21 protein-coding genes are annotated in these 24,352 nt (G+C 65.3%); 14 read left to right on the top strand and 7 right to left on the bottom strand.

What is annotated here, in order from left to right:
* The first annotated feature begins 45 nt into the window (after window positions 1-45).
* Window positions 46-1,068 carry a non-homologous end-joining DNA ligase gene (gene ligD / locus M1D32_RS10735; RefSeq protein ID WP_458778674.1) on the top strand — a complete coding sequence of 341 codons (1,023 nt, stop codon included), beginning with the start codon at window positions 46-48 and terminating at the stop codon, window positions 1,066-1,068.
* 4 nt (window positions 1,069-1,072) lie between these two features.
* Here ligD and M1D32_RS10730 read toward each other — a convergent pair whose 3' ends face one another.
* Window positions 1,073-1,693 (bottom strand): L-threonylcarbamoyladenylate synthase, encoded by a 621-nt coding sequence (locus tag M1D32_RS10730; protein WP_458778673.1) that lies wholly within the window; start codon window positions 1,691-1,693, stop codon window positions 1,073-1,075.
* A 160-nt stretch (window positions 1,694-1,853) separates the two neighbouring features.
* Between M1D32_RS10730 and M1D32_RS10725 the strand changes: the two genes are divergently transcribed.
* From M1D32_RS10725 to M1D32_RS10700, 6 genes are all read left to right on the top strand, one after another.
* Window positions 1,854-2,291, top strand: a complete 438-nt coding sequence (locus M1D32_RS10725; protein ID WP_458778672.1) for a VOC family protein — start codon at window positions 1,854-1,856, stop codon at window positions 2,289-2,291.
* Window positions 2,292-2,344: 53 nt separating this feature from the next.
* Window positions 2,345-3,031 carry a hypothetical protein gene (locus tag M1D32_RS10720; RefSeq protein ID WP_458778671.1) on the top strand — a complete coding sequence of 229 codons (687 nt, stop codon included), beginning with the start codon at window positions 2,345-2,347 and terminating at the stop codon, window positions 3,029-3,031.
* 16 nt (window positions 3,032-3,047) lie between these two features.
* The gene (locus M1D32_RS10715; protein ID WP_458778670.1) at window positions 3,048-3,557 is read left to right on the top strand and encodes an HAD domain-containing protein; all 510 of its coding nucleotides are present in this window, start codon (window positions 3,048-3,050) and stop codon (window positions 3,555-3,557) included.
* Window positions 3,558-3,722: 165 nt separating this feature from the next.
* Window positions 3,723-5,051: an inorganic phosphate transporter gene (locus M1D32_RS10710; protein ID WP_458778669.1), complete on the top strand. Its 1,329-nt coding sequence runs from the start codon at window positions 3,723-3,725 to the stop codon at window positions 5,049-5,051.
* Window positions 5,048-5,269: a hypothetical protein gene (locus M1D32_RS10705; RefSeq protein WP_458778668.1), complete on the top strand. Its 222-nt coding sequence runs from the start codon at window positions 5,048-5,050 to the stop codon at window positions 5,267-5,269. The genes M1D32_RS10710 and M1D32_RS10705 overlap by 4 nt, the downstream gene beginning before the upstream one ends.
* Window positions 5,270-5,344: 75 nt before the next feature.
* Entirely contained in the window at window positions 5,345-5,899 is a 555-nt protein-coding gene (locus M1D32_RS10700) for a dihydrofolate reductase family protein (RefSeq protein ID WP_458778667.1), read from the top strand.
* A 3-nt stretch (window positions 5,900-5,902) separates the two neighbouring features.
* On the opposite strand, the gene M1D32_RS10695 is transcribed toward M1D32_RS10700, so the two are convergent.
* Window positions 5,903-6,364, bottom strand: coding sequence for a hotdog fold thioesterase (locus M1D32_RS10695; protein ID WP_458778666.1), 462 nt, complete (start codon window positions 6,362-6,364; stop codon window positions 5,903-5,905).
* 220 nt (window positions 6,365-6,584) lie between these two features.
* On the opposite strand from M1D32_RS10695, the gene polA reads away from it, so the two are divergent.
* From polA to rpsA, 3 genes are all read left to right on the top strand, one after another.
* Window positions 6,585-9,227, top strand: coding sequence for a DNA polymerase I (polA, locus tag M1D32_RS10690; RefSeq protein ID WP_458782164.1), 2,643 nt, complete (start codon window positions 6,585-6,587; stop codon window positions 9,225-9,227).
* A 145-nt stretch (window positions 9,228-9,372) separates the two neighbouring features.
* Window positions 9,373-10,671 carry a GNAT family N-acetyltransferase gene (locus tag M1D32_RS10685; protein ID WP_458778665.1) on the top strand — a complete coding sequence of 433 codons (1,299 nt, stop codon included), beginning with the start codon at window positions 9,373-9,375 and terminating at the stop codon, window positions 10,669-10,671.
* A gap of 214 nt (window positions 10,672-10,885) precedes the next feature.
* A complete protein-coding gene (gene rpsA, locus M1D32_RS10680) occupies window positions 10,886-12,364 on the top strand; it encodes a 30S ribosomal protein S1 (RefSeq protein ID WP_013600871.1) in 1,479 nt (492 codons plus the stop codon).
* Between the two features lie 113 nt (window positions 12,365-12,477).
* Here the strand turns inward: rpsA and M1D32_RS10675 are convergent, their stop codons facing one another.
* Entirely contained in the window at window positions 12,478-12,981 is a 504-nt protein-coding gene (locus M1D32_RS10675) for a GNAT family N-acetyltransferase (RefSeq protein ID WP_458778664.1), read from the bottom strand.
* Window positions 12,965-13,654 carry an IMPACT family protein gene (locus M1D32_RS10670; protein ID WP_458778663.1) on the bottom strand — a complete coding sequence of 230 codons (690 nt, stop codon included), beginning with the start codon at window positions 13,652-13,654 and terminating at the stop codon, window positions 12,965-12,967. Before M1D32_RS10670 ends, M1D32_RS10675 begins: the two co-directional genes overlap by 17 nt.
* A gap of 34 nt (window positions 13,655-13,688) precedes the next feature.
* Here M1D32_RS10670 and coaE point away from each other — a divergent pair, with 34 nt between their 5' ends.
* From coaE to M1D32_RS10650, 4 genes are all read left to right on the top strand, one after another.
* Window positions 13,689-14,903 (top strand): dephospho-CoA kinase, encoded by a 1,215-nt coding sequence (gene coaE, locus M1D32_RS10665; protein WP_458778662.1) that lies wholly within the window; start codon window positions 13,689-13,691, stop codon window positions 14,901-14,903.
* Between the two features lie 89 nt (window positions 14,904-14,992).
* On the top strand, window positions 14,993-17,089 hold the full coding sequence (uvrB, locus tag M1D32_RS10660) for an excinuclease ABC subunit UvrB (RefSeq protein WP_458778661.1): 2,097 nt from the start codon (window positions 14,993-14,995) through the stop codon (window positions 17,087-17,089).
* A 202-nt stretch (window positions 17,090-17,291) separates the two neighbouring features.
* Window positions 17,292-18,320 carry a TerC family protein gene (locus M1D32_RS10655; RefSeq protein ID WP_458778660.1) on the top strand — a complete coding sequence of 343 codons (1,029 nt, stop codon included), beginning with the start codon at window positions 17,292-17,294 and terminating at the stop codon, window positions 18,318-18,320.
* Between the two features lie 105 nt (window positions 18,321-18,425).
* A complete protein-coding gene (locus M1D32_RS10650; RefSeq protein ID WP_458778659.1) occupies window positions 18,426-19,799 on the top strand; it encodes an MFS transporter in 1,374 nt (457 codons plus the stop codon).
* 15 nt (window positions 19,800-19,814) lie between these two features.
* Here M1D32_RS10650 and M1D32_RS10645 read toward each other — a convergent pair whose 3' ends face one another.
* The 3 genes from M1D32_RS10645 to M1D32_RS10635 all read right to left on the bottom strand — a co-directional run bounded on the left by M1D32_RS10645 (window position 19,815) and on the right by M1D32_RS10635 (window position 24,266).
* The gene (locus M1D32_RS10645) at window positions 19,815-21,158 is read right to left on the bottom strand and encodes an alpha/beta fold hydrolase (protein ID WP_458778658.1); all 1,344 of its coding nucleotides are present in this window, start codon (window positions 21,156-21,158) and stop codon (window positions 19,815-19,817) included.
* Window positions 21,151-21,651 (bottom strand): N-acetyltransferase family protein, encoded by a 501-nt coding sequence (locus M1D32_RS10640; protein ID WP_458778657.1) that lies wholly within the window; start codon window positions 21,649-21,651, stop codon window positions 21,151-21,153. Before M1D32_RS10640 ends, M1D32_RS10645 begins: the two co-directional genes overlap by 8 nt.
* A gap of 68 nt (window positions 21,652-21,719) precedes the next feature.
* Entirely contained in the window at window positions 21,720-24,266 is a 2,547-nt protein-coding gene (locus M1D32_RS10635) for a DEAD/DEAH box helicase (RefSeq protein ID WP_458778656.1), read from the bottom strand.
* Between the last annotated feature and the right edge of the window lie 86 nt (window positions 24,267-24,352).

Here is a 24,352-nt window from a genome sequence, read left to right as displayed (position 1 = left end):
CCCCAAATCTGAACGCACACCGTGGCCGGGGTGTACGTTGTCCCCATGGCGAGCGAACAGACCACCATTACGGTTCCAGGCCCCGACGGCGAGCGCGAGATGCGCATCTCCAGTCCCAGCAGGGTGCTCTGGCCTGACCTGGGGCTCACGAAACTCGACCTCGCACGATATTTCGCCGACGTGGGGGAGGCGTTCATTACTGCCAACGGCGACAGGCCGGTGGCGCTGCAGCGGTACAAGGACAACGTTGATGGGGAGATGTTTTTCTCCAAGAATCCGCCCAAAGGCACCCCGGAGTTCATCCGGACAATGAAGGTGGTTTTTCCGAGCGCGCGTTCCCATCCCATGCTTGTCCTGGACGAACCCGCGGCCGCGATCTGGGCCGTCCAGATGAATACGGTCGTTTTCCACCCGTGGCCATCCCGGACCGCGAACACGGACAACCCCGACCAGTTGCGCATCGACCTGGACCCGCAACCGGGGACCGATTTCGACGACGCTGTCCCGGCGGCGCTGGTACTCAAGGAGGTCCTCGCCGAGGCCGGGCTTACCTGCTTCATTAAGACCTCCGGCAACAGGGGACTGCACGTATACGCGCCCATCGAGCCCACCCGTGAGTTCCTTGATGTACGGCATGCCGTCATTGCTGCTGCCCGGGAAGTGGAGCGCAGGATGCCGGAAAAAGTCACCACTGCCTGGTGGAAGGAAGAGCGGGGCCGGAAGATCTTCCTGGACTTCAACCAGGCCAACCGCGACCGCACCATCGCCGGGGCCTACAGCCCCCGGGCGCTGCCGCACGCCTCGGTGTCATGCCCCATCTCGTGGGACGAGCTGGAGACCGCGGATCCGAAGAACTTCACCATCCTCACCGTTCCGGACCGGCTTAAGACCGTCGGCGACCCCTGGGCGGACATGCACAGCAACCCGGGGACCATCGACACCCTTCTTGAGTGGTGGGACCGGGACCTCAAGGACGGCCTCGAGGAAATGCCCTTCCCCCCGGACTACCCGAAGATGCCGGGGGAGCCGCCGCGGGTGCAGCCCAGCCGCGCCCGGAAGCAGGATTAGCGGCCTACTCGAAGCGGGACGGGTCACCCGTCCCGCGACGGACCACCTTAGCCACGCCACTGGAAAAGTCCACCACGGTGGTGGGCTCGGCGCCGCAGTCACCGGCGTCGATTACGGCGTCCACCTGGTGGTCCAGCCGCTCCTTGATTTCCCAGCCCTGGGTCATCGGGTCCTCCTCGTCCGGCATCAGCAGGGTGCTTGAGAGCAGCGGCTCGCCGAGCTCGGCCAGCAGCGCCTGCACCACGCGGTTGTCCGGGATCCTGACTCCCACCGTCTTCTTTTTGGGATGCAGCAGTCGCCGCGGAACTTCTTTGGTGGCCGGCAGGATAAAGGTGTAGCTCCCCGGAGTCACGGACTTGATGCTGCGGAAGACGTCGTTGCCGATGTTCACGAACTGCCCCAACTGGGCAAAGTCCCGGCAGACCAGCGTGAAGTGGTGCTTGTCGTCCAGCTTCCGGATGGACCGGATGCGGTCCAGGGCGTCCTTGTTGCCCAACTGCGCCCCCAGCGCATAGCAGGAGTCCGTGGGGTAGGCGATCAGCCCGCCGTCGAGCACTATGCGCACTGCCTGGGTGACGGCGCGGGGCTGTGGATCCTGCGGATGAACGTCAAAGTATCTGGCCATGAACCTGAGCCTACGTTCCCCGCCCCGCCGCCGCACGCATTGACGCCGGGGCGTACCCAAAGCACCAGTAGGGGCAGGTGCCCCCTACCCGGCTGCCGTTGATTGGGGCAGGATGTTGTCTGGTTCCATCCCTTTCAGTACAACTCAAGGAGATCCAGCCATGCCCACCACCCTCAACCCTTACCTCGGCTTCCGTGACAATGCCCGGGAAGCCATGAACTTCTATCAGTCTGTTTTCGGCGGCGAGCTGACGCTCAGCACCTTCGGGGAGTTCCAGGCCAGTGAGGACCCGGCAGAGGCGGAGAAGATCATGCACGGCATGCTGACCACCACGCAGGGCATGGTGCTGATGGGCGCGGACACGCCGAACAGCATGGAGTTCAGCGAAGGTTCCTCCATCTCCATTTCGCTGAGCGGGGACGATGAAGCGGAACTTCGCGGCTACTACGAAAAGCTCAGCGGCAACGGCGGCAATGTCACTGTCCCAATGGAACAGGCACCATGGGGCGACGTGTTCGGGATGTGCACTGACCGCTTTGGTGTTGCATGGCTGGTCAATGTCAACAACCCGGAGGCTGCAGGCCAGGCAGGCGGATAGCCGCCCCGCAGCGTTCCTTGAGGAGGGACGCCACGCAGTGCGACGATGGACGCGTGGAGTCCCTCTTTGAGATCCTTGACGATAAATGGTGGCTCGTTTTCCCCGCTTTGGCCTTTGCCGGCCACTGGGCGAACTCGTGGCGCAAGGCCAGTGAGCGGCGGCACCAGCGGAAGGTGGAGCTCTACAAGCTCAAAAACCAGGCACGTGAGTCTGAGAAAGCCTCGGCCGCGGAGGTGGAGTCCCTGATGGCCGCTCATGATACTGCCAACAAGCGCTGGCTGGACTACGAACTCGACGTCGGTAAACTGATCGACTTCCCGCTTATGACCGACGTCCGGGAACCCCTCACCGTGGCGTTCCTTCGAGCCAAACGGGAGGCCGACGGGCTTCGGCCGGCGGCAGCGGCGGAAATGACCTCCCACTCGCGCCTCGAGGCGTACCGGAAAGCTGTGGACGGTTTCAGCGTGGCGCTGGTCGTCGCCGAGCGTGAGGCCAGGCGCCTCAGGGACAGCAAGTTCACTGGACCCGAACGGGAACGGCTGGCCACCGCCAGGCAGCTGCTGAAGATCGCGGAAAACCATGCAGCCACCCCCGCGGAACGCCAGGCCGCGTACAAGAGGGCCCGCCGGGAACTGGACGGCCTCATCGTCCTGCCCGACGTGACAGTGGCGGCCCTCGAAGAGAAGATTGCTCCGATGCTGGACCCGGGCGCGCGGCCCTCTGATTCCCACCACGCCTGAACCGCCGGGAACAGCTGTGGCGGACCGTACGCTCTACCTTGACGTCGACGGCGTCATCTGTCCCTTCAGCCCCGAAGGGAGTACCGGGTGGGGGACCCCCTGGAGCCGTGCCGAAGCCGGCCTGCTGCCGGTGGCGTTCGCATCCGAACTTGTCGAAGCACTCAACAGCCTGGCTGCAATGCCCGGGCTGCGATGCGTCTGGCTCACCAGCTGGGAGGACCTGGCGCCCGAATACCTATGCCCGGCCATCGGCCTGGCCGGCGGCCGGTGGCCCTTCCTCACGGCCGACGGGCCCGGCAGCGGAGCCGGCTGGTGGAAACTCCGGGCGATCCAGGCGCATGTGGAAGAGACGGCGCCCGGCGCGGTGGCCTGGGTGGATGACCAACTCGCGTTCGAAGCCGAGGCCCAGGCCTGGGCCGGGATGATGGGCCAGCGCTTGCTCACGTTGTCCCCGGACCCCCGGAGGGGAATCTCGCCCACGGAAATGGACGCCGTCGCTGCATTTCTCACGGCACCGGTGTTTTGACCTCCTGCCGAGGGCGCGTACGATCGATAAGGTTTCTCGCCGGTTGTGTTAGCCCTTTGTGTTAACAGCGCAGGTCATTCCAAGCGAACAGCTGGTGAATTATGCTGTGCAAGGCAGCCTGGGGAAAGAAACTGCTGAACGTCGACTCTGCAGATTGGGCAACAGGTGGATATCACCTTCATGGTGGCGCTGGTCATCGCACTGGCACTATTTTTCGACTTCACGAACGGCTTCCACGACACAGCGAATGCCATGGCTACGCCCATCGCAACCGGTGCCATCAAGCCGAAGACCGCGGTAACCCTCGCGGCCGTCTTGAATCTGGTGGGCGCCTTCCTGTCCACGGAAGTTGCCAAAACGGTCTCCGGTGGCATCATCCGTGAAGGTTCCGACGGCGTGCAGATCACGCCGGAGATCATCTTCGCCGGTCTCATGGGGGCAATCCTGTGGAACATGATCACGTGGCTGAAGGGCCTGCCGTCGAGTTCCTCGCACGCCCTGTTCGGGGGGTTGATCGGTGCGGCGATCGCAGGCATCGGCTTCAATTCCATCAACCTTGAGGGCCTGCTCCAGAAGGTCATCCTGCCGGCGATCTTTGCTCCGCTCATCGCCGGCATCGTCGCGTACGTCTGCACGCGGCTCGCCTACGCCCTGACGTCGCGGCATGATCCCGAGACCGGCAGCAAGCTCACGCAGAAGCGCGGCGGCTTCCGGACCGGCCAGATCTTCACGTCCAGCCTGGTGGCTCTGGCCCACGGCACCAACGACGCCCAGAAGACCATGGGCATCATCACCCTGGTCCTGATTGCCGCCGGGACGCAGACGCCGGGCTCCGGCCCGCAGTTCTGGGTGATCGCCGCCTGTGCCTTTGCCATTGCCATCGGCACCTACGCCGGCGGCTGGCGCATCATCCGAACCATGGGCGCCGGGCTCACGGAGGTCAAGCCCGCCCAGGGCTTCGCCGCCGAGACCAGCACCGCGTCTGCCATCCTCGCGTCCTCACACCTTGGCTTCGCACTCTCAACCACCCAGGTGGCGTCCGGTTCCGTCATCGGCTCGGGCATGGGCCGCAGGGGAACCAGCGTCCGCTGGAACATGGTGGGCAAGATCGCATTGGGCTGGCTCTTCACTCTTCCCGCCGCCGGCATTGTGGGCGCACTGACAGCGTTGCTGGTCAAGACCGGCGTCGTGGGGGTCCTGATTGCGGCCGTCGCCGGCACGGCAGCTGTCCTCTTTATGTTCTTCTACTCACGCAAGTCCGCTGTCGGCCATCACAACGCCATCGAGGTGGAGGAAGCCGGCCAGGCCGTGCGCTTCGCCAAAAAGAAGGCGATGGCCCGGGCGCGCGCCAAGGCCAAGGCCCACTCCAAGGCCAACGCCGACGCAAAAACCAATGCAGAGGCCGGCGCCGACGCCAACGGCGCCGAGGCCACCAGCAACGCCGAGGCCGGTACTGAAGCCGAAGCGATCACAACGAAGGATGCCCAACGATGAAGTGGTTGGAACTGCTGACCGTGGCAGGAGCCACCCTGGCGGCCGCAGTGACCGTCGTGGTTCTCTATTCGCTGGGAGTTCGACTGACGGCCATTGCCGGCGACGCGCAGCAGGCTTCACCCGGTGTGAAGCGATCCCTTGCATACGTGTGCTTCGGACTGTGCGGATTGGCCGTGCTTTTTGGCCTGTACCTGATCATCCCGTACTTCTCCGGGTAACGTACCCGGCGGGCCCGCAGTAAGAACTGCCCCTGGGCCGTTGGCCAGACTGCGCCGGATCGTTAGGCTGGGGCCATGTCCCGGATTCAGTATTACGTAGCCGCGTCCCTTGACGGCTTTATTGCCACGTCCACAGACGATCTGGGCTGGCTCCTGCAGTTCGATGGTTTTGACGGCGGCAAGGAAAGTTACGAGACGTTCATGGCCGGCATCGGCTGCATCGTCATGGGCGGTGGGACGTATTCATGGCTGATGGAACACGAGCCCGGAAACTGGCCCTACCCTGACACCCCCTGCTACGTTTTCACGCGTCATGAGTACACCGCACCTGCGGCGGCGGACATCACGTTCGTCCGCGGGAGCGTCAGTGAGTTCATCGCCGACTTCAAGGCAGATGCCGGAGGCAGGAACGTCTGGGTGGTGGGCGGTGGAGACCTCGCCGCACAGTTTGCCGACGCCGGGGTGCTGGATGAGCTCATCCTCTCCGTCATTCCCGTCGTGCTTGGAGACGGCAAGCGGCTGCTCCCATTGACAGGCCCGACGCCGCCCCTTGAGTTAACGGCCTCCCGCACTATGGGCAGGGGCATCGTTGAGCTGCGCTACCTCCTGACTACAAAACCCGGAGATTAACGTCTATGCGTTATCCCGGATCATGTTGGTGATGCGGGCGGTGGACAGTCGCCGCCCTTGCCCATCCGTCATCACAATCTCGTGTGTCGCAAGAGTCCGGCCAAGGTGGATCGCTGAGCAGGTGCCCGTGACCGTGCCCGCCGCGATGGACCGGTGATGGGTGGCGCTGACCTCGATGCCTACTGCGTGGCGCCCCGGCCCTGCGTGCATGCCCGCAGAGAATGATCCAAGCGTTTCGGCCAGCACCACATGGGCGCCGCCGTGCAGGATTCCGGCCACCTGGGTGTTTCCTTCCACCGGCATGGTGGCCACCGTCCGCTCGGGACTCATCTCCAGGAAGCGGATCCCCATCTTCACCACCAACGCGCCTATCCCGAATTGGCCGAGCCAGCCGTGCAGGTGCTCCGGGACGCCCGCGGCCGTGAGCTCGTCAGCGAAGGGGCCGGGCGTGAAATTGTCCATCATGGCAACTAGGCTGGCACCTGTGAGTGAAACAACCAAACCGGCCCCTTTCCCGTCCAATGTCCTGCAGGAGGACAACGCCCCGCAGGGTTCAACCGCCCTTGAGGACGCTGCTGTCCAGGACACGGTTCCGGGCCAGGCCGGTGGATCGGTTTCGGCCACTGCCGCCCCCGTAGTTCCCATCACCGGCCAACCGCGGCTGCTGGTGCTGGACGGGCATTCCATGGCCTTCCGCGCCTTCTTCGCCCTCCCCGCGGACAAGTTCTCCACCGCCAACGGGCAGCACACCAACGCCATCCACGGCTTCACCTCCATGCTGATCAACCTCATCAAGGAGCAGCAGCCCACGCACATCGCCGTGGCCTTCGACGTCTCGGATGAGTCCACCCACCGCAAGGCTGAGTACAGCGAATACAAGGGCGGCCGGAACGAGACTCCGCGCGAGATGAACAACCAGATCGACCTCATCGCCCAGGTGATGGAGGCGTGGGGCATCAAAACCATCAAGATGCCCGGCTACGAGGCCGACGACATCCTTGCCACGCTGGCCGCCATGGGCGAGAAGGCCGGCTTTGAGGTGCTGCTGGTCTCCGGCGACCGGGACGCTTTCCAGCTGATCACGGACAACGTCTTCGTCCTCTACCCGAAGAAGGGCGTCAGCGATATCCCCAAGATGGACGCCGCCGCCATCGAGGCCAAGTACTTCGTCAGCCCGTCCCGTTACTCCGACCTCGCCGCGCTGGTGGGTGAGACGGCCGACAACCTGCCGGGCGTCCCCGGCGTCGGCCCCAAGACGGCTGCCAAGTGGATCAACCTCTACGGCGGGCTGGAGGGCGTACTGGAGAACCTGGATTCCATCGGCGGCAAGGTGGGTGACGCGCTGCGCGAAAACGTGGAAGCCGTCAAGCGCAACCGCCGCCTGAACCAGCTGCACACGGACCTGGAACTTCCCGTCACCCTGGACGAGCTGTACGAGCCCCGACCGGACCAGGCGGCCCTTGAGGACCTGTTCGACCAGCTGGAATTCAAGGCGATCCGCGGCCGTCTCTTCGCACTGTACGGGGACGACAACACTCCCGCGCCGGAGCGTGCGAGCATCGAAACCCCTGAGTTCATCGCGCCCGCCGTCGCCGAGGAGCTTACCGAATTCCTGACGGCGGCGGGGGGCCGGCGCTGCGCCCTCGCCGTTGATTTGGTGCCGGGACGGATCGGGGAGGATGCTGCCGGGCTGGCCATCGTCCGCGACGGCGCCGCCGCGTACATCGACCTCTCTGCCCAGGATGCCGAGGCGGAGAACGTCCTGGCCGCCTGGTTGCGCGACCCCGAGGCCCCGAAGGTCATGCACGGGTTCAAGGCTGCCCTGAAAGCCCTGACTTCACGTGGGCTGGAGCTTGAGGGCGTGGTGGACGATACGTCCATTTCCGGCTACCTCATCCAGCCGGACCGCCGCACCTACGAACTCGCCGAACTGGCCCAGCACCACCTCAACGTCGGGATCCCCGCCGCCACCGCGAAAGCCGGCCAGCTGGAGCTGTCCTTCGACGGCGACGACGAAGCAGCCGCCGGCGCACTGGTGCAGGCCGCCGCCGTCGTCCTTGAACTGAGCCGCTACTTCGAGGCGCAGCTGAAGGAACGCCGCGCCGAGGAACTGCTGTCCACCCTGGAACTTCCCGTCAGCCGCGTCCTGGCCGACATGGAACTCGCCGGCATCGGAATCGACATGGCCCGGATGGACGAACAGCTCGCGGACCTCGCCAGGGTCATCGACAACGCCCAGGAGCAGGCCTTCGCGGCTATCGGCCACGAGGTTAACCTCGGATCACCCAAGCAGCTGCAGACCGTGCTGTTTGAGGAACTGCAGCTGCCCAAGACCAAGAAGATCAAGTCCGGCTACACCACGGACGCCGCGTCACTGAAGAACCTCCTGGACAAAACCGGCCACGAGTTCCTGGTGCAGCTCATGGCCCACCGGGAAGCCGCCAAGCTGCGCCAGATGCTGGAGTCGCTGAAGAAGTCGGTGGCCGAGGACGGCCGTATCCACACCACCTATGCCCAGAATGTTGCGGCAACAGGCCGGATCTCCTCCAACAATCCCAACCTGCAGAACATACCCATCCGCAGCGAGGAAGGCCGCCGCGTGCGTGGGATCTTTGTGGTCAGCGACGGTTACGAGTGCCTGCTGTCAGCGGACTACTCCCAGATCGAAATGCGCATCATGGCGCACCTGTCCGGCGATGCCGGCCTCATCCAGGCGTACCAGGACGGCGAGGACCTGCACCGGTTCGTGGGCTCCAACATCTTCCACGTGCCTACCGAGGAAGTCACCAGCGCCATGCGCTCGAAGGTGAAAGCCATGTCCTACGGGCTGGCCTACGGCCTGACCTCCTTCGGGCTGTCCAAGCAGCTGGAAATCTCCGTGGACGAGGCCCGCACGCTGATGAAGGACTACTTCGACCGGTTCGGCGCGGTCCGGGACTATCTCCGCGGCGTGGTGGACCAGGCGCGCGTGGACGGTTATACGGCAACCATCGAGGGCCGCCGCAGGTACCTCCCGGATCTCACCAGCACGGACCGGCAGCTCCGGGAGAACGCTGAACGGATCGCCCTGAACAGCCCCATCCAGGGCTCGGCGGCGGATATCATCAAGCGCGCCATGCTGGGCGTCCACGCGGAGCTCCAGTCGCAGGGCCTGAAATCGCGGATGCTCCTGCAGGTCCACGACGAACTGGTCCTCGAAGTCGCCGCGGGGGAGCGGGAAGCGGTGGAGAAGCTCGTCACCGAACAGATGGGGGCGGCGGCGGACCTCACTGTCCCGCTGGAGGTCCAGATCGGTGTTGGTCCCAGCTGGTACGACGCCGGGCACTAGGACGGGCACGCATCGGAGCTGACGGGGCGGGGCGCGGGGGACGAGTACGACGTCCGGAAACAGTTAAGGGGCCGTATGCGCCCCGTCCTCGCGCCGGTGTGTCGGGGCTGGCCAGAGGCCGAACGCATTGGCTAGGCTCGGTCCGATGGCTGATCTGAGCGGGAACTATGCGATCCGTCGCTTTGGCGCGGTGTCCAAAGGCACTGACGGCTACGCCCAGGCGGAGACCTGGGCCAGGGCGGTGGCCTTCGGGTTCCACGAGTCCACCCGCACGCCGGAGCACGTAGCGAAGTCCCTTGCCACCTACGAAAAGGACGGCCGGGTCCTGACCGGCGTCTACCAAACTGGCCAGGTGGCGCCAAACTCGCTGCCCGCCGAGGTGCCGGTGGCCACCTTCGCCACCTTCCGCAAAAGCCTGAACATCGGTTTTGGCCGGACCCTGGAGAGCCAGCTGGTCACTTCAGTGACCGTGCGGACTTCGCACCGCCGCCGCGGGCTGCTGCGCCGGATGATGAGCGAGGACCTGCACCTCGCCAAGGAGGACGGCATGGTGATGGCCGCCCTCACCGCCTCCGAGGGAACCATCTACGGGCGCTTCGGCTACGGTGTGGCCAGCTTCGAGCGCACGGTGAAGGTCGATACCACTGCTCGGTTCAGTCTCGGACACCAGCCCACCGGCAGCGTGGAAATAGCTGATCCCAAGGCGCTGCTGCAGCTGGCACCGGAGGTCTTTGACCGGGTCCATCGGCTCACCCCCGGGTCCCTCGGCCGGCAGGAATGGTACCGGCAGCTGGCATCCGGATCACTCGGCCGCGACGGCAAGGAGGACCCCGCCGTCAAGGTGGCCCTGCATTACTCGGGTGACGGGACGGTGGACGGCTACGTCTCCTACAAGTTCCTCGGCTGGGACACTGAGCCGTACACGGTGGAAGTGGTGGACCTGGTGGCCGCCGGCAACGACGCCTACCTGGAGCTCTGGCAGTTCCTGGCCGCCATCGACCTGGTGGAACGGGTCTCCTGGGACGAGGCGCCGATTGATGACCCGCTCACGTGGGCGCTCACGGATCCCCGCTGCATCGACTCCTCGGACAGCCGCGACATGCTCTGGCTCCGCATTCTCGACGCCGGCAAGGCGCTGGAGGCCAGGCACTACCCGGCGGACGGCCGGCTGGTCTTCGAAGTCCATGACTCCCTGGGCCTCACTGCTGGAACCTTCGCCCTGAGTGTCGACGGCGGGCAGGCCGTCGTCGAGCGCCTGCCGGAAACCGCGGAAGCGGACCTGGCACTGGATGTCTCGGCACTGTCCTCGATCTACCTGGGCGCCGTCTGCCCAGTCACGCTCGCGGCGGCAGGGCGGATCCGGGAAAACACGGCCGGCGCCGCGCTGAAGGCCCGGCAGATGTTCGCTGTCGAGCGGGCAACACACTGCCTCACCCACTTCTGACCCATACCCCTGGAAGCAGACGAGCCACTTTGACCCGTGTTGCGGGCAGCGACTAGAATAAACGGGCGTGTGTTACGCGTGCGCAGCTTTGGCTCGCATTTGAACGCCACGCAATCAGGATGACCCGGCAATCCGCCGCGCTCCGCCTCCAGGTCAGTACCCGGAAGTGGTGGTCGCCTGACCAACTAACTATCCACAACGGAGCCCCTACTACATGACCATCACCTCCACCGAGAAGCCCGGTACCCCCGTAGTCGCCATTAACGACATCGGTACCGCTGAGGACTTCCTCGCAGCAGTCGACGCCACCATCAAGTACTTTAACGACGGAGACCTCGTCGAAGGTACCGTCGTCAAGGTCGACCGCGATGAAGTCCTGCTCGACATCGGTTACAAGACCGAAGGTGTCATCCCCTCCCGCGAGCTGTCCATCAAACACGACGTTGATCCCGGAGACGTCGTCTCCGTTGGCGATCAGGTCGAAGCCCTGGTGCTCACCAAGGAAGACAAAGAAGGCCGCCTGATCCTCTCCAAGAAGCGCGCTCAGTACGAGCGTGCCTGGGGCGACATCGAGAAGGTCAAGGAAGAAGACGGTGTTGTCACCGGTACCGTCATCGAGGTCGTCAAGGGTGGTCTTATCCTCGACATCGGCCTGCGCGGCTTCCTGCCCGCATCCCTCGTCGAGATGCGCCGTGTGCGCGACCTGGCTCCGTACATCGGCCAGCAGATTGAAGCCAAGATCATCGAGCTGGACAAGAACCGCAACAACGTGGTCCTTTCCCGCCGTGCATGGCTCGAGCAGACCCAGTCCGAGGTCCGCTCCACCTTCCTCAACAAGCTGGAAAAGGGCCAGGTCCGTCCCGGCGTTGTTTCCTCCATCGTCAACTTCGGTGCCTTCGTGGACCTGGGCGGCGTAGACGGCCTGGTTCACGTTTCCGAGCTGTCCTGGAAGCACATCGACCACCCGTCCGAGGTTGTCGAAGTTGGCCAGGAAGTCACCGTCGAGGTTCTCGAGGTGGACCTGGACCGCGAGCGCGTTTCCCTGTCGCTCAAGGCTACGCAGGAAGATCCGTGGCAGACCTTCGCCCGCACCCACGCCCTCGGCCAGGTTGTTCCGGGTAAGGTCACCAAGCTGGTTCCGTTCGGTGCGTTCGTCCGCGTCGAAGACGGCATCGAAGGCCTGGTCCACATCTCCGAGCTGGCTGTGCGCCACGTGGAGCTGGCAGAGCAGGTTGTCTCCGTTGGTGACGAGCTGTTCGTCAAGGTCATCGACATCGACCTCGAGCGCCGCCGCATCTCCCTCTCCCTCAAGCAGGCCAACGAGGGCGTCGACGCCGACAGCACGGAATTCGATCCGGCTCTGTACGGCATGGCCGCAGAGTACGACGAAGAGGGCAACTACAAGTACCCCGAGGGCTTCGATCCCGAGTCCAACGAGTGGCTTGAAGGCTACGAGAACCAGCGCGCCGCCTGGGAGCAGCAGTACGCTGACGCCCAGACCCGTTGGGAAGCCCACAAGAAGCAGGTTGCTCAGCACGCTGCCGACGACGCTGCGGCTGCAACGTCCGGTGACAGCGATTCCGGCACCACCAGCTACTCCTCGGAGCCTGCTGCTGAGTCCAACGCCGGTGCAGGTACGCTTGCATCCGACGAGGCCCTCGCCGCCCTGCGCGAGAAGCTGACCGGCAACTAATTGCCACCGGCCCGGATTAACCGGCCCAACGCAACAGACCCCCTGCCCATAAGGCAGGGGGTCTGTTGCGTTAACACAGTTGACCGCGCCATGCCTGCTGGGATACCAAGCACTTATAGGACGACGACGGCGCTCACTGTCCCGTCGTCGTCGGGCGTAAGGACTGCACCGGCGGAGGCAAGGACGCGCTGGGCGCCGAGGTTTCCCGAGAGAGTGCGGGCGGTCACCTGGGCGATGCCGGCGTTGCGTGCCTCGTGGAGGATCAGGCGCAGCGCGGCAGTTCCGATGCCCCGGGACCGAAAGCTCCTGCCGAGCCAGATGCCCGTGTCGGCAACAGCCAGACCGTTGCCGGACTCAACGCGGCGAAGGCGGATGGAACCGGCAAGGCGGCCGTCGGCGAGAATACCCCACGTCTTCTCGCCTGCATCTCCGTCCAGGCCCCTGGCGGCGGCGCGGTGATAGCTGAAGAACCACGCCGTACGTTCCAGGTTCCAGCCGGGGCCGCCCAGCGGGGGAGCCACTTCGTCGGGGGAGGCGTCGCGCTTGGCGAGTACCAGGAGCTGCTCCAGCATTGCTTCATCCACGTCCACCAGCGAGACGTCAGGGGAAGGGGACATCCACCCACTCCGTTCCTTCCGGCTGGAGCACTGCGCTGCCAGCGGTGAGGGATTGAAGGCGTTCGGCGGCGGCGGAAATTTCACCGGCTTCGTCCGGCAGCGCCAGCCGCAGGACCGTGTGCTGCGCGCCGTAGCTGGTTTCCGCCATGACGAAACCAGCAGCCCGCAGGTCATTTTCCAGCCTGCCGGCAGCAGCGTGCGCCACTTCCGCGGAGCAGATCCGCAACCTGCTGCGGCGCACCATCGGCGCCAGGGAGAGTGCAGAGGACACGGACTCCGAGTATGCCCGCACCAGTCCGCCCGCGCCGAGGAGGATTCCGCCGAAGTAGCGCACGACGACGGCGCCCACGTCGCTGAGGTCGGCCAGCCCGGGCGTCGTTTCCCGTTTGGCCAGCGCCTCGAGCATCGGGATGCCGGCCGTACCGGAGGGCTCGCCGTCGTCGCTGGAGCGCTGGATGTCCCGGTCGGGCCCGAGGATGAAGGCCGAGCAGTGGTGCCGGGCGTCGTGGAACTCGCGGCGAAGGCCGGCCACCAGGTCCCTTGCGGCTTCCTCGCTGTCCGCCCGGCGAAGCACAGTAATGAACCTGGAGCGTTTGATCTCGATCTCGTGGCGGAAGTCCGGACCGGACGCCAAGGTGGTGTAGGTGGTGGTCCTGCTGTCTGGCTCTTGCATCCGCCCCAGTCTAAGTGGGGATTAGTGTTGGAGGGTGCTGAAGATCGGTCTGACGGGCGGAATCGCCTCGGGTAAGTCAGTTGTCGCCTCGCGGCTAAGGGAACGCGGGGCGGTGCTGGTGGATGCTGATGCGCTGGCACGGGAGGCGGTGGAACCCGGCACGGAAGGCCTGCAGCGGGTCGTGGCCGAGTTCGGCGAGGACGTCCTCGGCGCTGACGGCCGGCTGGACCGGCCCAAACTCGGAGCCTTGGTGTTTGGGGATCCTGCGCGCCTCGCGGCGTTGAACGGGATCGTCCACCCGCTGGTCCGGTCCCGTGCTGCGGCGATGGTTGAAGCCGCTGCCGCGGACGCCGTGGTGGTGCAGGATATCCCGCTGCTTGTGGAGACAGGCCAGGGCAGTACCTTCCACCTCGTTGTGGTAGTGGATGCGCCGGACGACGTGCGGGTGCAGCGGATGCTTGACCACCGCGGGATGAACGTTGAGGCTGCCCGCTCCCGGATGACCGCCCAGGCGTCCCGGGAGGATCGTTTGGCCGCGGCCGACGTTGTCCTCGACAACTCGGGCAGCCTGGAGGACCTGGTGAAGCAGGTGGACGAACTCTGGGACGGTCGGCTGGCGCCGTTTGCCCGGAACCTGGCTGCCGGGACGCGCGCGGCAAGGAACGGCGGGCCCGTCCTGGAACCGTACCGGGAGGAGTGGGCGAAGCAGGCGGCCAGGATCGCGGCAAGGCTGACGACGGCGGCGCCTGGACTCATCCTGGCGGTGGACCACATCGGCTCCACCTCCGTTCCCGGGCTTGCCGCGAAAGACGTCATCGATCTGCAGGTTGTGGTCCCCGGCATGGGCGAAGCGGACCGTGCTGCACCACTGCTGGCGGAGGCCGGTTTCCCTTTTGTGCCCGGCGTGGCTTCCGATACGCCTAAACCAACGGACCCGGACCCCCTGCAGTGGCAGAAGCGGTTCCACGCCAACGCGGACCCCGGCAGGTCCGTCAACATCCACGTGCGCGCTGCCGGCTCGCCCGGCTGGCGGTACGCCCTGATGTTCCGGGACTGGCTGCGGGACAACCCATCCGCCCGCAGGCTCTATGCCGCCCACAAGGCAGACCTCGCGGGGCGCTTCGCCGGCTCGGCCAGCACCAGGGCGTACGCCGACGCCAAGGAACCGTGGTTCACGGATGTGGCCTGGCCGCGGATGTCCGCTTGGGCCGAGGCAACCGGGTGGGAACCGCAGTCGTCCGTGTCCTGACCCCGGTGCTTCTCTTTTCGCCGGCCCCGGGTGTTCGCCCGTAACGGACTAGCCCCCTGAGTGTCAGTGCCCCACGGTAAATTAGATCCATGAGCCTTGCGCAGGAGATCAACCGTGTTGTAGCGCCCTTCGAGGTCATCAGCGAATTCAAGCCTGCCGGCGACCAGCCCGCCGCCATTGCCGAGCTGACGGAGCGCATCAAAAACGGTGAAAAGGACGTAGTGCTGCTCGGCGCCACCGGTACCGGCAAGAGCGCCACCACCGCCTGGCTGATCGAACAGGTCCAGCGGCCCACGCTGGTGATGGTCCAGAACAAGACCCTCGCGGCGCAGCTGGCCAACGAATTCCGTGAACTCCTGCCCAACAATGCGGTGGAGTACTTCGTTTCGTACTACGACTACTACCAGCCGGAAGCCTACGTACCGCAGACCGACACCTTCATTGAGAAGGACTCCTCCGTGAATGAGGAGGTGGAGCGGCTGCGGCACTCCGCAACCAACGCCCTGCTGACCCGGCGGGACGTCATCGTAGTGGCCACGGTTTCCTGCATCTACGGCCTGGGCACCCCGGAAGAGTACATCGCCGGCATGGTTACCCTCCGCAGGGGCCAGGAGATGAACCGGGACGCGCTCCTGCGGAAGTTCGTTTCCATGCAGTACACGCGCAATGACATGGACTTCCACCGCGGCACCTTCCGGGTCCGCGGCGATACCGTCGAGATCATCCCCATGTACGAGGAACTGGCCCTGCGGATCGAGTTCTTCGGCGATGAAGTGGAGAACATCTACACGCTGCACCCGGTGACGGGCGAGGTGATCCGCGAGGAAACCGAGATGTACGTCTTCCCCGCGTCCCACTACGTGGCCGGACCGGAACGGATGACCCGCGCCATCAAGGCCATCGAGGACGAGCTCGCCGAACGGCTTGCCGTGCTGGAGGGGCAGAACAAGCTGGTGGAAGCGCAGCGCCTCCGCATGCGCACCACCTACGACCTCGAGATGATGCAGCAGATGGGCTTCTGTAACGGCATCGAAAACTACTCACGCCACATTGACGGCCGCGGCGGCGGCACCGCCCCGCACTGCCTTATCGACTACTTCCCGGACGACTTCCTGCTGGTGGTGGACGAATCCCACGTGACCATCCCCCAGATCGGCGCCATGTATGAAGGGGATATGTCCCGCAAGCGGACCCTGGTGGACCATGGGTTCCGGCTGCCCTCCGCCATGGACAACCGGCCGCTGAAGTGGGACGAGTTCCTCGAACGCATTGGGCAGACCGTCTACCTTTCGGCCACACCGGGCAAATACGAGCTGGGCAAGGCCGACGGGACTGTCCAGCAGATCATCCGCCCCACCGGCCTGATCGACCCCGAAGTCATCGTCAAGCCCACCAAAGGCCAGATCGATGATCTCCTCGGCGAAATCAGGACCCGCGTGGAAAAGGACGAGCGTGTCCTGGTCACCACCCTCACCAAGCGCATGGCCGAGGACCTCACGGACTACCTATTGGGCCACGGCATCAAGGTTGAGTACCTGCACTCCGACGTCGATACGCTGCGCCGGGTGGAGTTGCTGCGTGAACTGCGGATGGGCAGCTTCGACGTGCTGGTGGGCATCAACCTGCTCCGTGAAGGCCTGGACCTTCCGGAAGTCTCCCTGGTCAGCATCCTGGACGCGGACAAGGAAGGCTTCCTGCGGTCCTCCACGTCCTTGATCCAGACCATCGGCCGTGCTGCACGAAACGTGTCCGGCCAGGTGCACATGTACGCCGACCGGATCACCGACTCCATGGCGCACGCCATCGAGGAAACCAACCGACGCCGTGCCATCCAGGTGGCCTACAACACCGAAAATGGCGTGGACCCGCAGCCGCTGCGGAAAAAGATCGCCGACATCACCGACCAGCTCGCCCGGGAAGATGCCGACACCCAGGAACTGCTCAAGAACAACCGCCTGGCCAAGGGCGGCAAACGGAAGGGCGCTGCAAAGGGTGCCGCCCAGGTGCGCTCCGATGGACTCGCTGCCGCACCGGCGGAGGACCTGGTGGGCCTGATCGAACAGCTGACAGAACAGATGCACGGGGCCGCTGCCGAGCTGCAGTTCGAGGTGGCAGCACGGATCAGGGACGAAGTCAGCGAGCTGAAAAAGGAACTGCGCCAGATGCAGGCCGCCGGGCACGCCTGACGCAAAGCCATCAGTGAAGTGGTTGGGCACCAGCCTGGGGTACAGTTAATGCCACGTAGGGGAGTATCCCGAGCGCTACGATCGTCAACACGCAGGGCATAGTTGCCCCGCCGGGCGTAGCGGGCCGCCACATCAGCACCAAGTGCACAGGCAGGCCGGAGAGACTTACACTGCATCTCTGTACCCTGCGAAAGGCTACCCTGTGCTGGATTTGCCCGTGTGGTTCGAGGTCGGCTCCTTTGTCGTCCTCGGCCTGATCCTCCTGATCGACCTTCTCCTCGTGGTGCGCCGCCCCCACGAACCCTCCATGAAGGAAGCCGGACTCTGGGTGGCGTTCTATGTCACCCTGGCCCTGGTGTTCGCCGGCGCCATGTTCGCCTTCACCGGCCCTGAATACGGCGGGCAGTTCGTCGCCGGCTGGGTGACGGAATACAGCCTCAGCATCGACAACCTGTTTGTCTTCATCATCATCATGGCCAGGTTCTCCGTACCCCGGAAGTACCAGCAGGAAGTGCTGATGGTGGGCATTATCATCGCCCTGATCCTGCGCGGCATCTTCATCCTGCTCGGCGCCATCGTGATCGAACAGTTCAGCTGGGTGTTCTACATCTTCGGCGCCTTCCTGCTCTGGACCGCGTGGAAGCAGGCCCAGGACGAAGGCGAAGACGAAGAAGACCGGGAGAACCCGCTGATCGCCAAGATCCGCAAGGTCATCCCCATGTCTGAGAAGTTCGACGGCGGCAAGCTGCGCACCACGGTGGACGGCAAAAAGGTCTTCACCCCGATGCTGATCGTGTTCATCACCATCGGCCTCACGGACCTGCTCTTCGCCGTCGACTCCATTCCCGCAATCTTCGGCCTGACCCAGAGCCCGTTCATCGTCTTCACGGCAAACCTGTTCGCCCTGATGGGCTTGCGCCAGCTGTACTTCCTGCTGGGTGGCCTGATGAACCGCCTGATCTACCTGAAGCACGCACTGTCCTTCATCCTGGCGTTCATCGGCGTGAAGCTGGTCCTGCACGCAATGCACGTCAACGAACTGCCGTTCATCAACGGTGGCCAGCACATCGAATGGGCTCCCGAGATCCCCACCTTTGTGTCCCTGGCGGTCATCGTCGGCACCATCATCATCGCGGTGATTGCCAGCCTCCTGAGCTCCAAGGCCAAGGAAGCCCACCTGGACCCGCGCCTCGAGGAAGACGCCCGAAAGAGCCACAGCGACGTCGAGTAGTTCCTTCCGCTTCTGAAACACCTGCAATCCCGGCCGCCCTGCGGCCGGGATTGCCGCTTTAAAGCAGGCCTATAACACCTGGACGCCGAGGACTATGCTCTGATCATGGCCGGCACTTTGATGACGGAAAGCGGAGTGCGCCAGGTGCAACGCCGCACCGTGGTGCTGCTCAGTGCAGCCCAGGTTTTTGGCGGAATCGGAACCGGGGCCACTGTTTCCATCGGTTCCATCCTGGCGGTCGAGCTCTCAGGATCCAGCGCGTGGGCGGGTGCCGTCGCTACTGTCATGACGTTGGGCGCCGCACTGGCTGCCTTGCCCCTTGCGTCCCTGGCTGACCGCCGCGGACGCCGCATCGGCCAGGTGGCCGGGCTCTCGGCCGCCCTGCTGGGCACCCTGCTGATGGTCCTGTCCATCGTGTGGGGCGTGTTCTTCCTGCTGGTACTCGGCGCGGCCGGTATCGGAGTTGGCACGGCCGCAAGCCTTCAGGCGCGGTTTGCCGCCGTCGACCTCGCAGATGCTGAACACCGGGGACGGTCCCTGTCCGCGGTGGTCTGGGCAGTGACAGTCGGCGCCGTGGCCGGGCCCAACCTGATCCAGCCCGGCACCGTGGTGGGCGAGGCGCTCGGCCTGCCGCCCGTCGCCGGTCCGTTCGTGATCTCCGGGGCCGGGCTCCTCGTCGCCACCGTGCTGCTCTTCGTGGGCCTGAGGCCGGACCCCCTGCTCCTGGCACGCAGCCTCGCAGCCGCGGCGGCTCCCGCCCAAGCGGTCCCGCCGGGTCCGGGGCGTCCCCAGGCGGAAGCTTCACGCGTCCCTGCCCCTTCAACCCGGCCGGCCGGATCGCTGGCCCGGGGGATGCGCGCCATTCGCGGTTCCCGGATGGCATTGCTCGCCGTGTCTGCGGTGGTCGGGGCCCACGCTGTGATGGTGGGTGTTATGTCCATGACGCCGCTGCACCTGCAGCACCTCGTGGAAGGCCCGGCCGCGTCGCATGCCGGCCACACGGCGTCGGGTGATGTGCTGGTGATCATCGGATTCACCATCTCCCTGCACATCGCGGGCATGTTCGCGCTGTCACCGGTGATGGGCTGGTTGACGGACAAGGCGGGCAGGACCGAAACCATCATGATCGGCTTCGCCCTGCTGATCACCGCGGTCGCCGTCGCCGGGTTCGGCCAAGGTTCTACCGCCGCAGTGGCTGTGGGGCTGATCCTGCTGGGCCTGGGCTGGTCCGCGTCCACCATCTCGGGCTCCACGCTCCTGGCCGAGAGCGTTGGCCAGGACTCCCGGGTGGTAGTCCAGGGTGTTTCGGACATGCTGATGGGGATTGCCGGAGCGCTAGGCGGCGCCCTGTCCGGGCTGGTGCTGAGCCAGGCCGGCTACCTGGGGCTAAACATGGCGGGCGCCCTGGTGGGAGTGGTGGTCCTGGCCGCCGCCGCGGTGACGGTTGTGGCGCGCCGGCGGGGCACCGTGGTTCCGTAGTTCAGAGGGCAAACGTCAGCGGGGGGCGCGTGCCATTCCCAGCAAGCGGGCAAAAATCCCTTCACCGTCGTCGGCAATTCCGTCGTGATGGAAGTCCGGCGTCTCCCAGACGTGCAGCCCGCGGACCGCAGAGGCCGTCTCCAGGGACAGGTTCCGGTCCACGTAAATGTCATCCGAGTAGACGGCCGCGGCTACGGGGACAGTGTTGGCAGCGAGCCGGTCAGGGTCGTAGAGCGGTTTCCAGTCCGGCTTCGCCGCCAGCAGTCCTGCCACCTCGCGCAGGGGCCGCAGGGACGGGTCCTGGTCGAAGTACCACGGGTACACCATTTCGCCGGTGAGCAGCAGTGGTTCCGCGTCCGGGGCGAACTCCGGAAACTCCCGCAGTACCCGCCAGGCAGACCAGTCGGTGGCCGCGCCCTGCCCGTAGATGGACTCATGCATCAGGGCATACAAGGGGTTGGAGCGGCGGGACACTATCCCTTGCATCTGTTCCAGGAAAGGATCCGAAAGCCTGCTGCCCCCGGCGGCCTCGGTGAACGCATCCTCCAGCAGGTAGTGCAGGCTGTCCACCCTGGTGTTGCCGCCCAGGAACGCCCCCGCCATCTGGAAGCGCTCCACCGTGAGGGGGCCGCCGTCGGGCAGGAATTCCGGCGTCTTCCGCAAATGGCGGGCAATCCGCTCAACCTTTGCCCGGTCCTCGGGGTACCAGCCGAAGTATTCCCTGTTTCGTGCTGCCACGCGTTTGAAGGTGGCGCGGTATACGTCGTCTGCGGAGCCGGCCAGCGGGGCAAGGCCGCCGGTAATGAGCACTTCGCGAAGGCCTTCAGGGGTGAAGGAAAGGTAGGTGAGTGCGCAGAAACCGCCGTAGCTCTGCCCGTAGATGCTCCAGGGTCCCGAGCCCAGGGCGCCCCGGATCAGTTCGGCGTCAGCCACGATCGAATCAGCCCGGAAGTGCTCCAGGAAGGCGGCCTGCTGTTCCGCCGTGCCGCGCAGGGGCAGGGTGTTCCGGTCAATGGGGGTGGAGAGCCCGGTGCCGCGCTGGTCCAGCATCAGGATCCGGAAATCCTTCGCTGCGGCTTTGCTCCAGCCGCCCAGGGAACCGAACCTGTTGCCGCGGCCGCCCGGACCGCCCTGCAGGAACAACAGCCACGGCAGCTCCGCGGCTTCCTCCTCACTGTGCGAGCTTGAAACGTACTCGCGGGCGAAGACCGTGATGGTCTCCGGATCAGGGGAGGACGCGAAGTGGTCCAGTGGCAACGTAAAAAAGTGCTCCACCGTGCGCATGCCACGGAATTCATGCCGGGCCCGAACCTCGTGCCGCACCTGTCCGCGGGCGGCGGCCACCTGCACGTCAGCCATTGGCGGCGGCCGGCACAGCGCTGCCGAACTGCTCGAGGGCCTCGCCCGTGAGGCGGAACGTGGACCAGCCGTCCATGGGCCGGGCGCCCAGGCGGTGGTAGAAGTTGATGGACGGCTCGTTCCAGTCCAGCACGCTCCACTCCACCCTCGCATAGCCGTTCTCGACGGCGATGCCGGCCAGGTGCTGCAGCAGCGCCTTGCCGTGGCCTTCGCCCCGGGCTTCCGGGCTGACGTAAAGGTCCTCCAGGTAGATGCCGTGGACCCCTTCCCACGTTGAGTAGTTCAGGAACCAAAGGGCAAAGCCGCGGACCTCGCCATGATCGTTCTCAGCCATGGCCGCAAAGACCCGTGGGTTCTCGCCGAAGAGAACCTGCTGCAGCATCTCCGGGGTGTTGCGGACTGCGTCCGGTTCCTTCTCGTAGTGCGCCAGTTCGTGGATCATGCGGAGGATCGCGGGGACGTCTTGCGGGGTTGCAGGGCGGATTACACTCATTGTTCGAGCTTACCGCCGGGACCGTGCCGCCGCAGTCAGCCCACCCCTTGAAGCGGGGCGGCTGACTGTCAGAGCCGGTTCAGGTCGGTCACGCGCACCACGGCTGTTCCGGTTTCGTCCGAGGCTTCCAGGTCCACCTCGGCGGAAATTCCCCAGTCGTGGTTCCGGGCGGGGTCGTCAAAGATCTGCCGGACCTTCCATACCCCGGGCTCCTCGGTGATGATAAGCAGCCCGGGGCCGCGCGCGTCCGGGCCCGTGCCGATGTCGTTGTGTTCGTCGAAGTAGTCATCCAGGACGTCTTCCCAGCGGTCGGCGTCCCAACCTGCACCGCCGTCCAGTTCGCCCAGGGCTGCGGCGTCCTCATCCGCGAACAGCTCCACCCGCCGGAACATCTCGTTGCGCACCATCACCCGGAAGGCGCGGATGTTGGAGGTGAGCGACGGCGGCGGAGGCGGCGGTGCATCGTGTGGGGTGGGTGCCGCACCGGAGGTCAGTTCCTCCCACTCGTCCAGCAGGCTGGAGTCGACCTGGCGGACCAGTTCGCCCAACCAGGCATTGAGGTCTTCCAGGTCCTCCCGCAGCATGTCCTGGGGCACGGTTTGCCGCAGGGCCTTGAAGGCATCGGCCAGGTACCGCAGGACGATGCCTTCCGAGCGGGCCAGGCCGTAGAACTGCACGAACTCGCCGAAGTTCATCGCGCGCTCGTACATGTCCCGCACCACGGACTTTGGCGCCAGTTCGAAATCGCCTACCCAGGGGGCGGCCTTGCGGTACACCTCGAAAGCTTCGCGCAGGATCTCAGCCAGGGGCTGCGGGTACGTCACTTCCTCCAGCATCGCCATGCGCTGGTCGTACTCGATGCCGTCCGCTTTCATCGCCGCTACCGCTTCACCGCGGGCCTTTTTCTGCTGGGCAGAGAGGATCTGGCGGGGCTTTTCCAGCGTCGCCTCGATCACGGACACCACGTCCAGTGCGTACGACGGCGACTCCGGGTCCAGGAGTTCAAGCGCGGCAAGTGCGAAGGGGGAGAGCGGCTGGTTGAGCGCGAAGTTGGGCTGCAGGTGCACGGTGAGCCGAACAGTGCGCCCGTCGGGCCCCTGCTGTTCCGGAGGGATGCGCTCCACCACCTCGGCGGCCAGCAGCTCACGGTAGATGCCCAGCGCCTTCTTCATAAGCTGCAGCTGGGATGACCGCGTCTCGTGGTTCTCCGTCAGGAGGCGGCGGGCAGCCGCGAAGGGGTCGCCGGGCCGTTCCATCAGGTTCATCAGCATCGCGTGCGTCACGGTGAAGCTGGAACTAAGGGGCTCCGGCACCGATTCGACCAGCCGCTTAAAAGTGGGCTCGCCCCAGGACACAAAGCCCTCCGGCGGTTTTTTCTTCACCACCTGGCGCAGCTTCTTCTGGTCGTCCCCGAACTTCGCGGCTGCCTTGGCCATCGCCTTCACGTTTTCCGTCACGTGCTCTGGTGCCTGAACCACCACTGTCCCGGCGGTGTCGTAGCCGGCGCGCCCGGCCCTGCCGGCAATCTGGTGGAACTCACGCGGGTTCAGCAGCCGGGTGCGGACGCCGTCGTACTTGCTCAGGGCGGTCAGGAGCACGGTGCGGATAGGGACGTTGATGCCCACGCCCAGGGTGTCCGTGCCGCAGATGACCTTCAGGAGGCCTGCCTGGGCCAGCTGTTCCACCAGCCGGCGGTACTTCGGGAGCATACCGGCGTGGTGCACCCCGATGCCGTGGCGGACCAGGCGGTTGAGCGTCTTGCCGAAACCGGCGGCGAAACGGAAGTTGGCGATCAGCTCGGCGATCCTGTCCTTCTCCTCGCGGGTGCAGACGTTGATGCTCATCAGCGTCTGCGCGCGGTCAATCGCCTCGATCTGGCTGAAATGCACCACATACACCGGCACCTGCTTCGTGGAGAGCAGCTCCTCAAGCGTCTCGTGCACAGGGGTCTCGTGATAGTAGTAATGCAGCGGAATGGGCCGCTCCGCCGAGCTCACCGTGGTGGTGGGCCGTCCGGTGAGGCTGGTCAGTCCTTCTTCAAACCTGCTGACGTCGCCCAGCGTGGCGGACATCAGGAGGAACTGGGCCTGGGGAAGCTCCAGCAGGGGCACCTGCCAGGCCCAACCGCGCTGCGGGTCCGAGTAAAAGTGGAACTCGTCCATGATCACGGAGCCCAGTTCCGCTGCCGCGCCTTCCCGGAGCGCCGTGTTGGCCAGGATCTCGGCCGTGCAGCAGATGATGGGAGCGTCCTGGTTGACACCGGAATCGCCGGTGATCATGCCAACGTTTTCGGCACCGAAGATCTCGCAGAGGGCAAAAAACTTTTCCGAAACCAGCGCCTTGATCGGCGCGGTGTAGTAGCTGCGCCGGCCCTGGGCCATGGCCTGGAAGTGGGCGGCAATGGCCACGAGGGACTTTCCCGAACCGGTGGGCGTGGCCAGGATGACGTTGGCCCCCGTCGCGAGCTCCATGATCGCTTCGTCCTGCGCGGGGTAGAGCTCCAGTCCCCGGCTTTCCGTCCACTCAACGAACCGGGTGTACAAGGCATCGGGATCGACGGCGGAGGTGGGCAGGGCCCGGGCGGGCAGAAGGGGCAGCTGGTCAACGAGTTTCATTGATTTCCAGCTTAGTGCCCGGACGCTCCCGGAAATCCGCTGCCTGCGGGTTAGGCTTCGGCGTACCTGCAGAACCAGAACGTGGA

The sequence above is a fragment of the Arthrobacter sp. D3-16 genome, assembly GCF_054408515.1.
The sequence above is the reverse complement of the archived record's forward strand: the minus strand, read 5'-3'. Positions and strand labels throughout refer to the sequence as shown.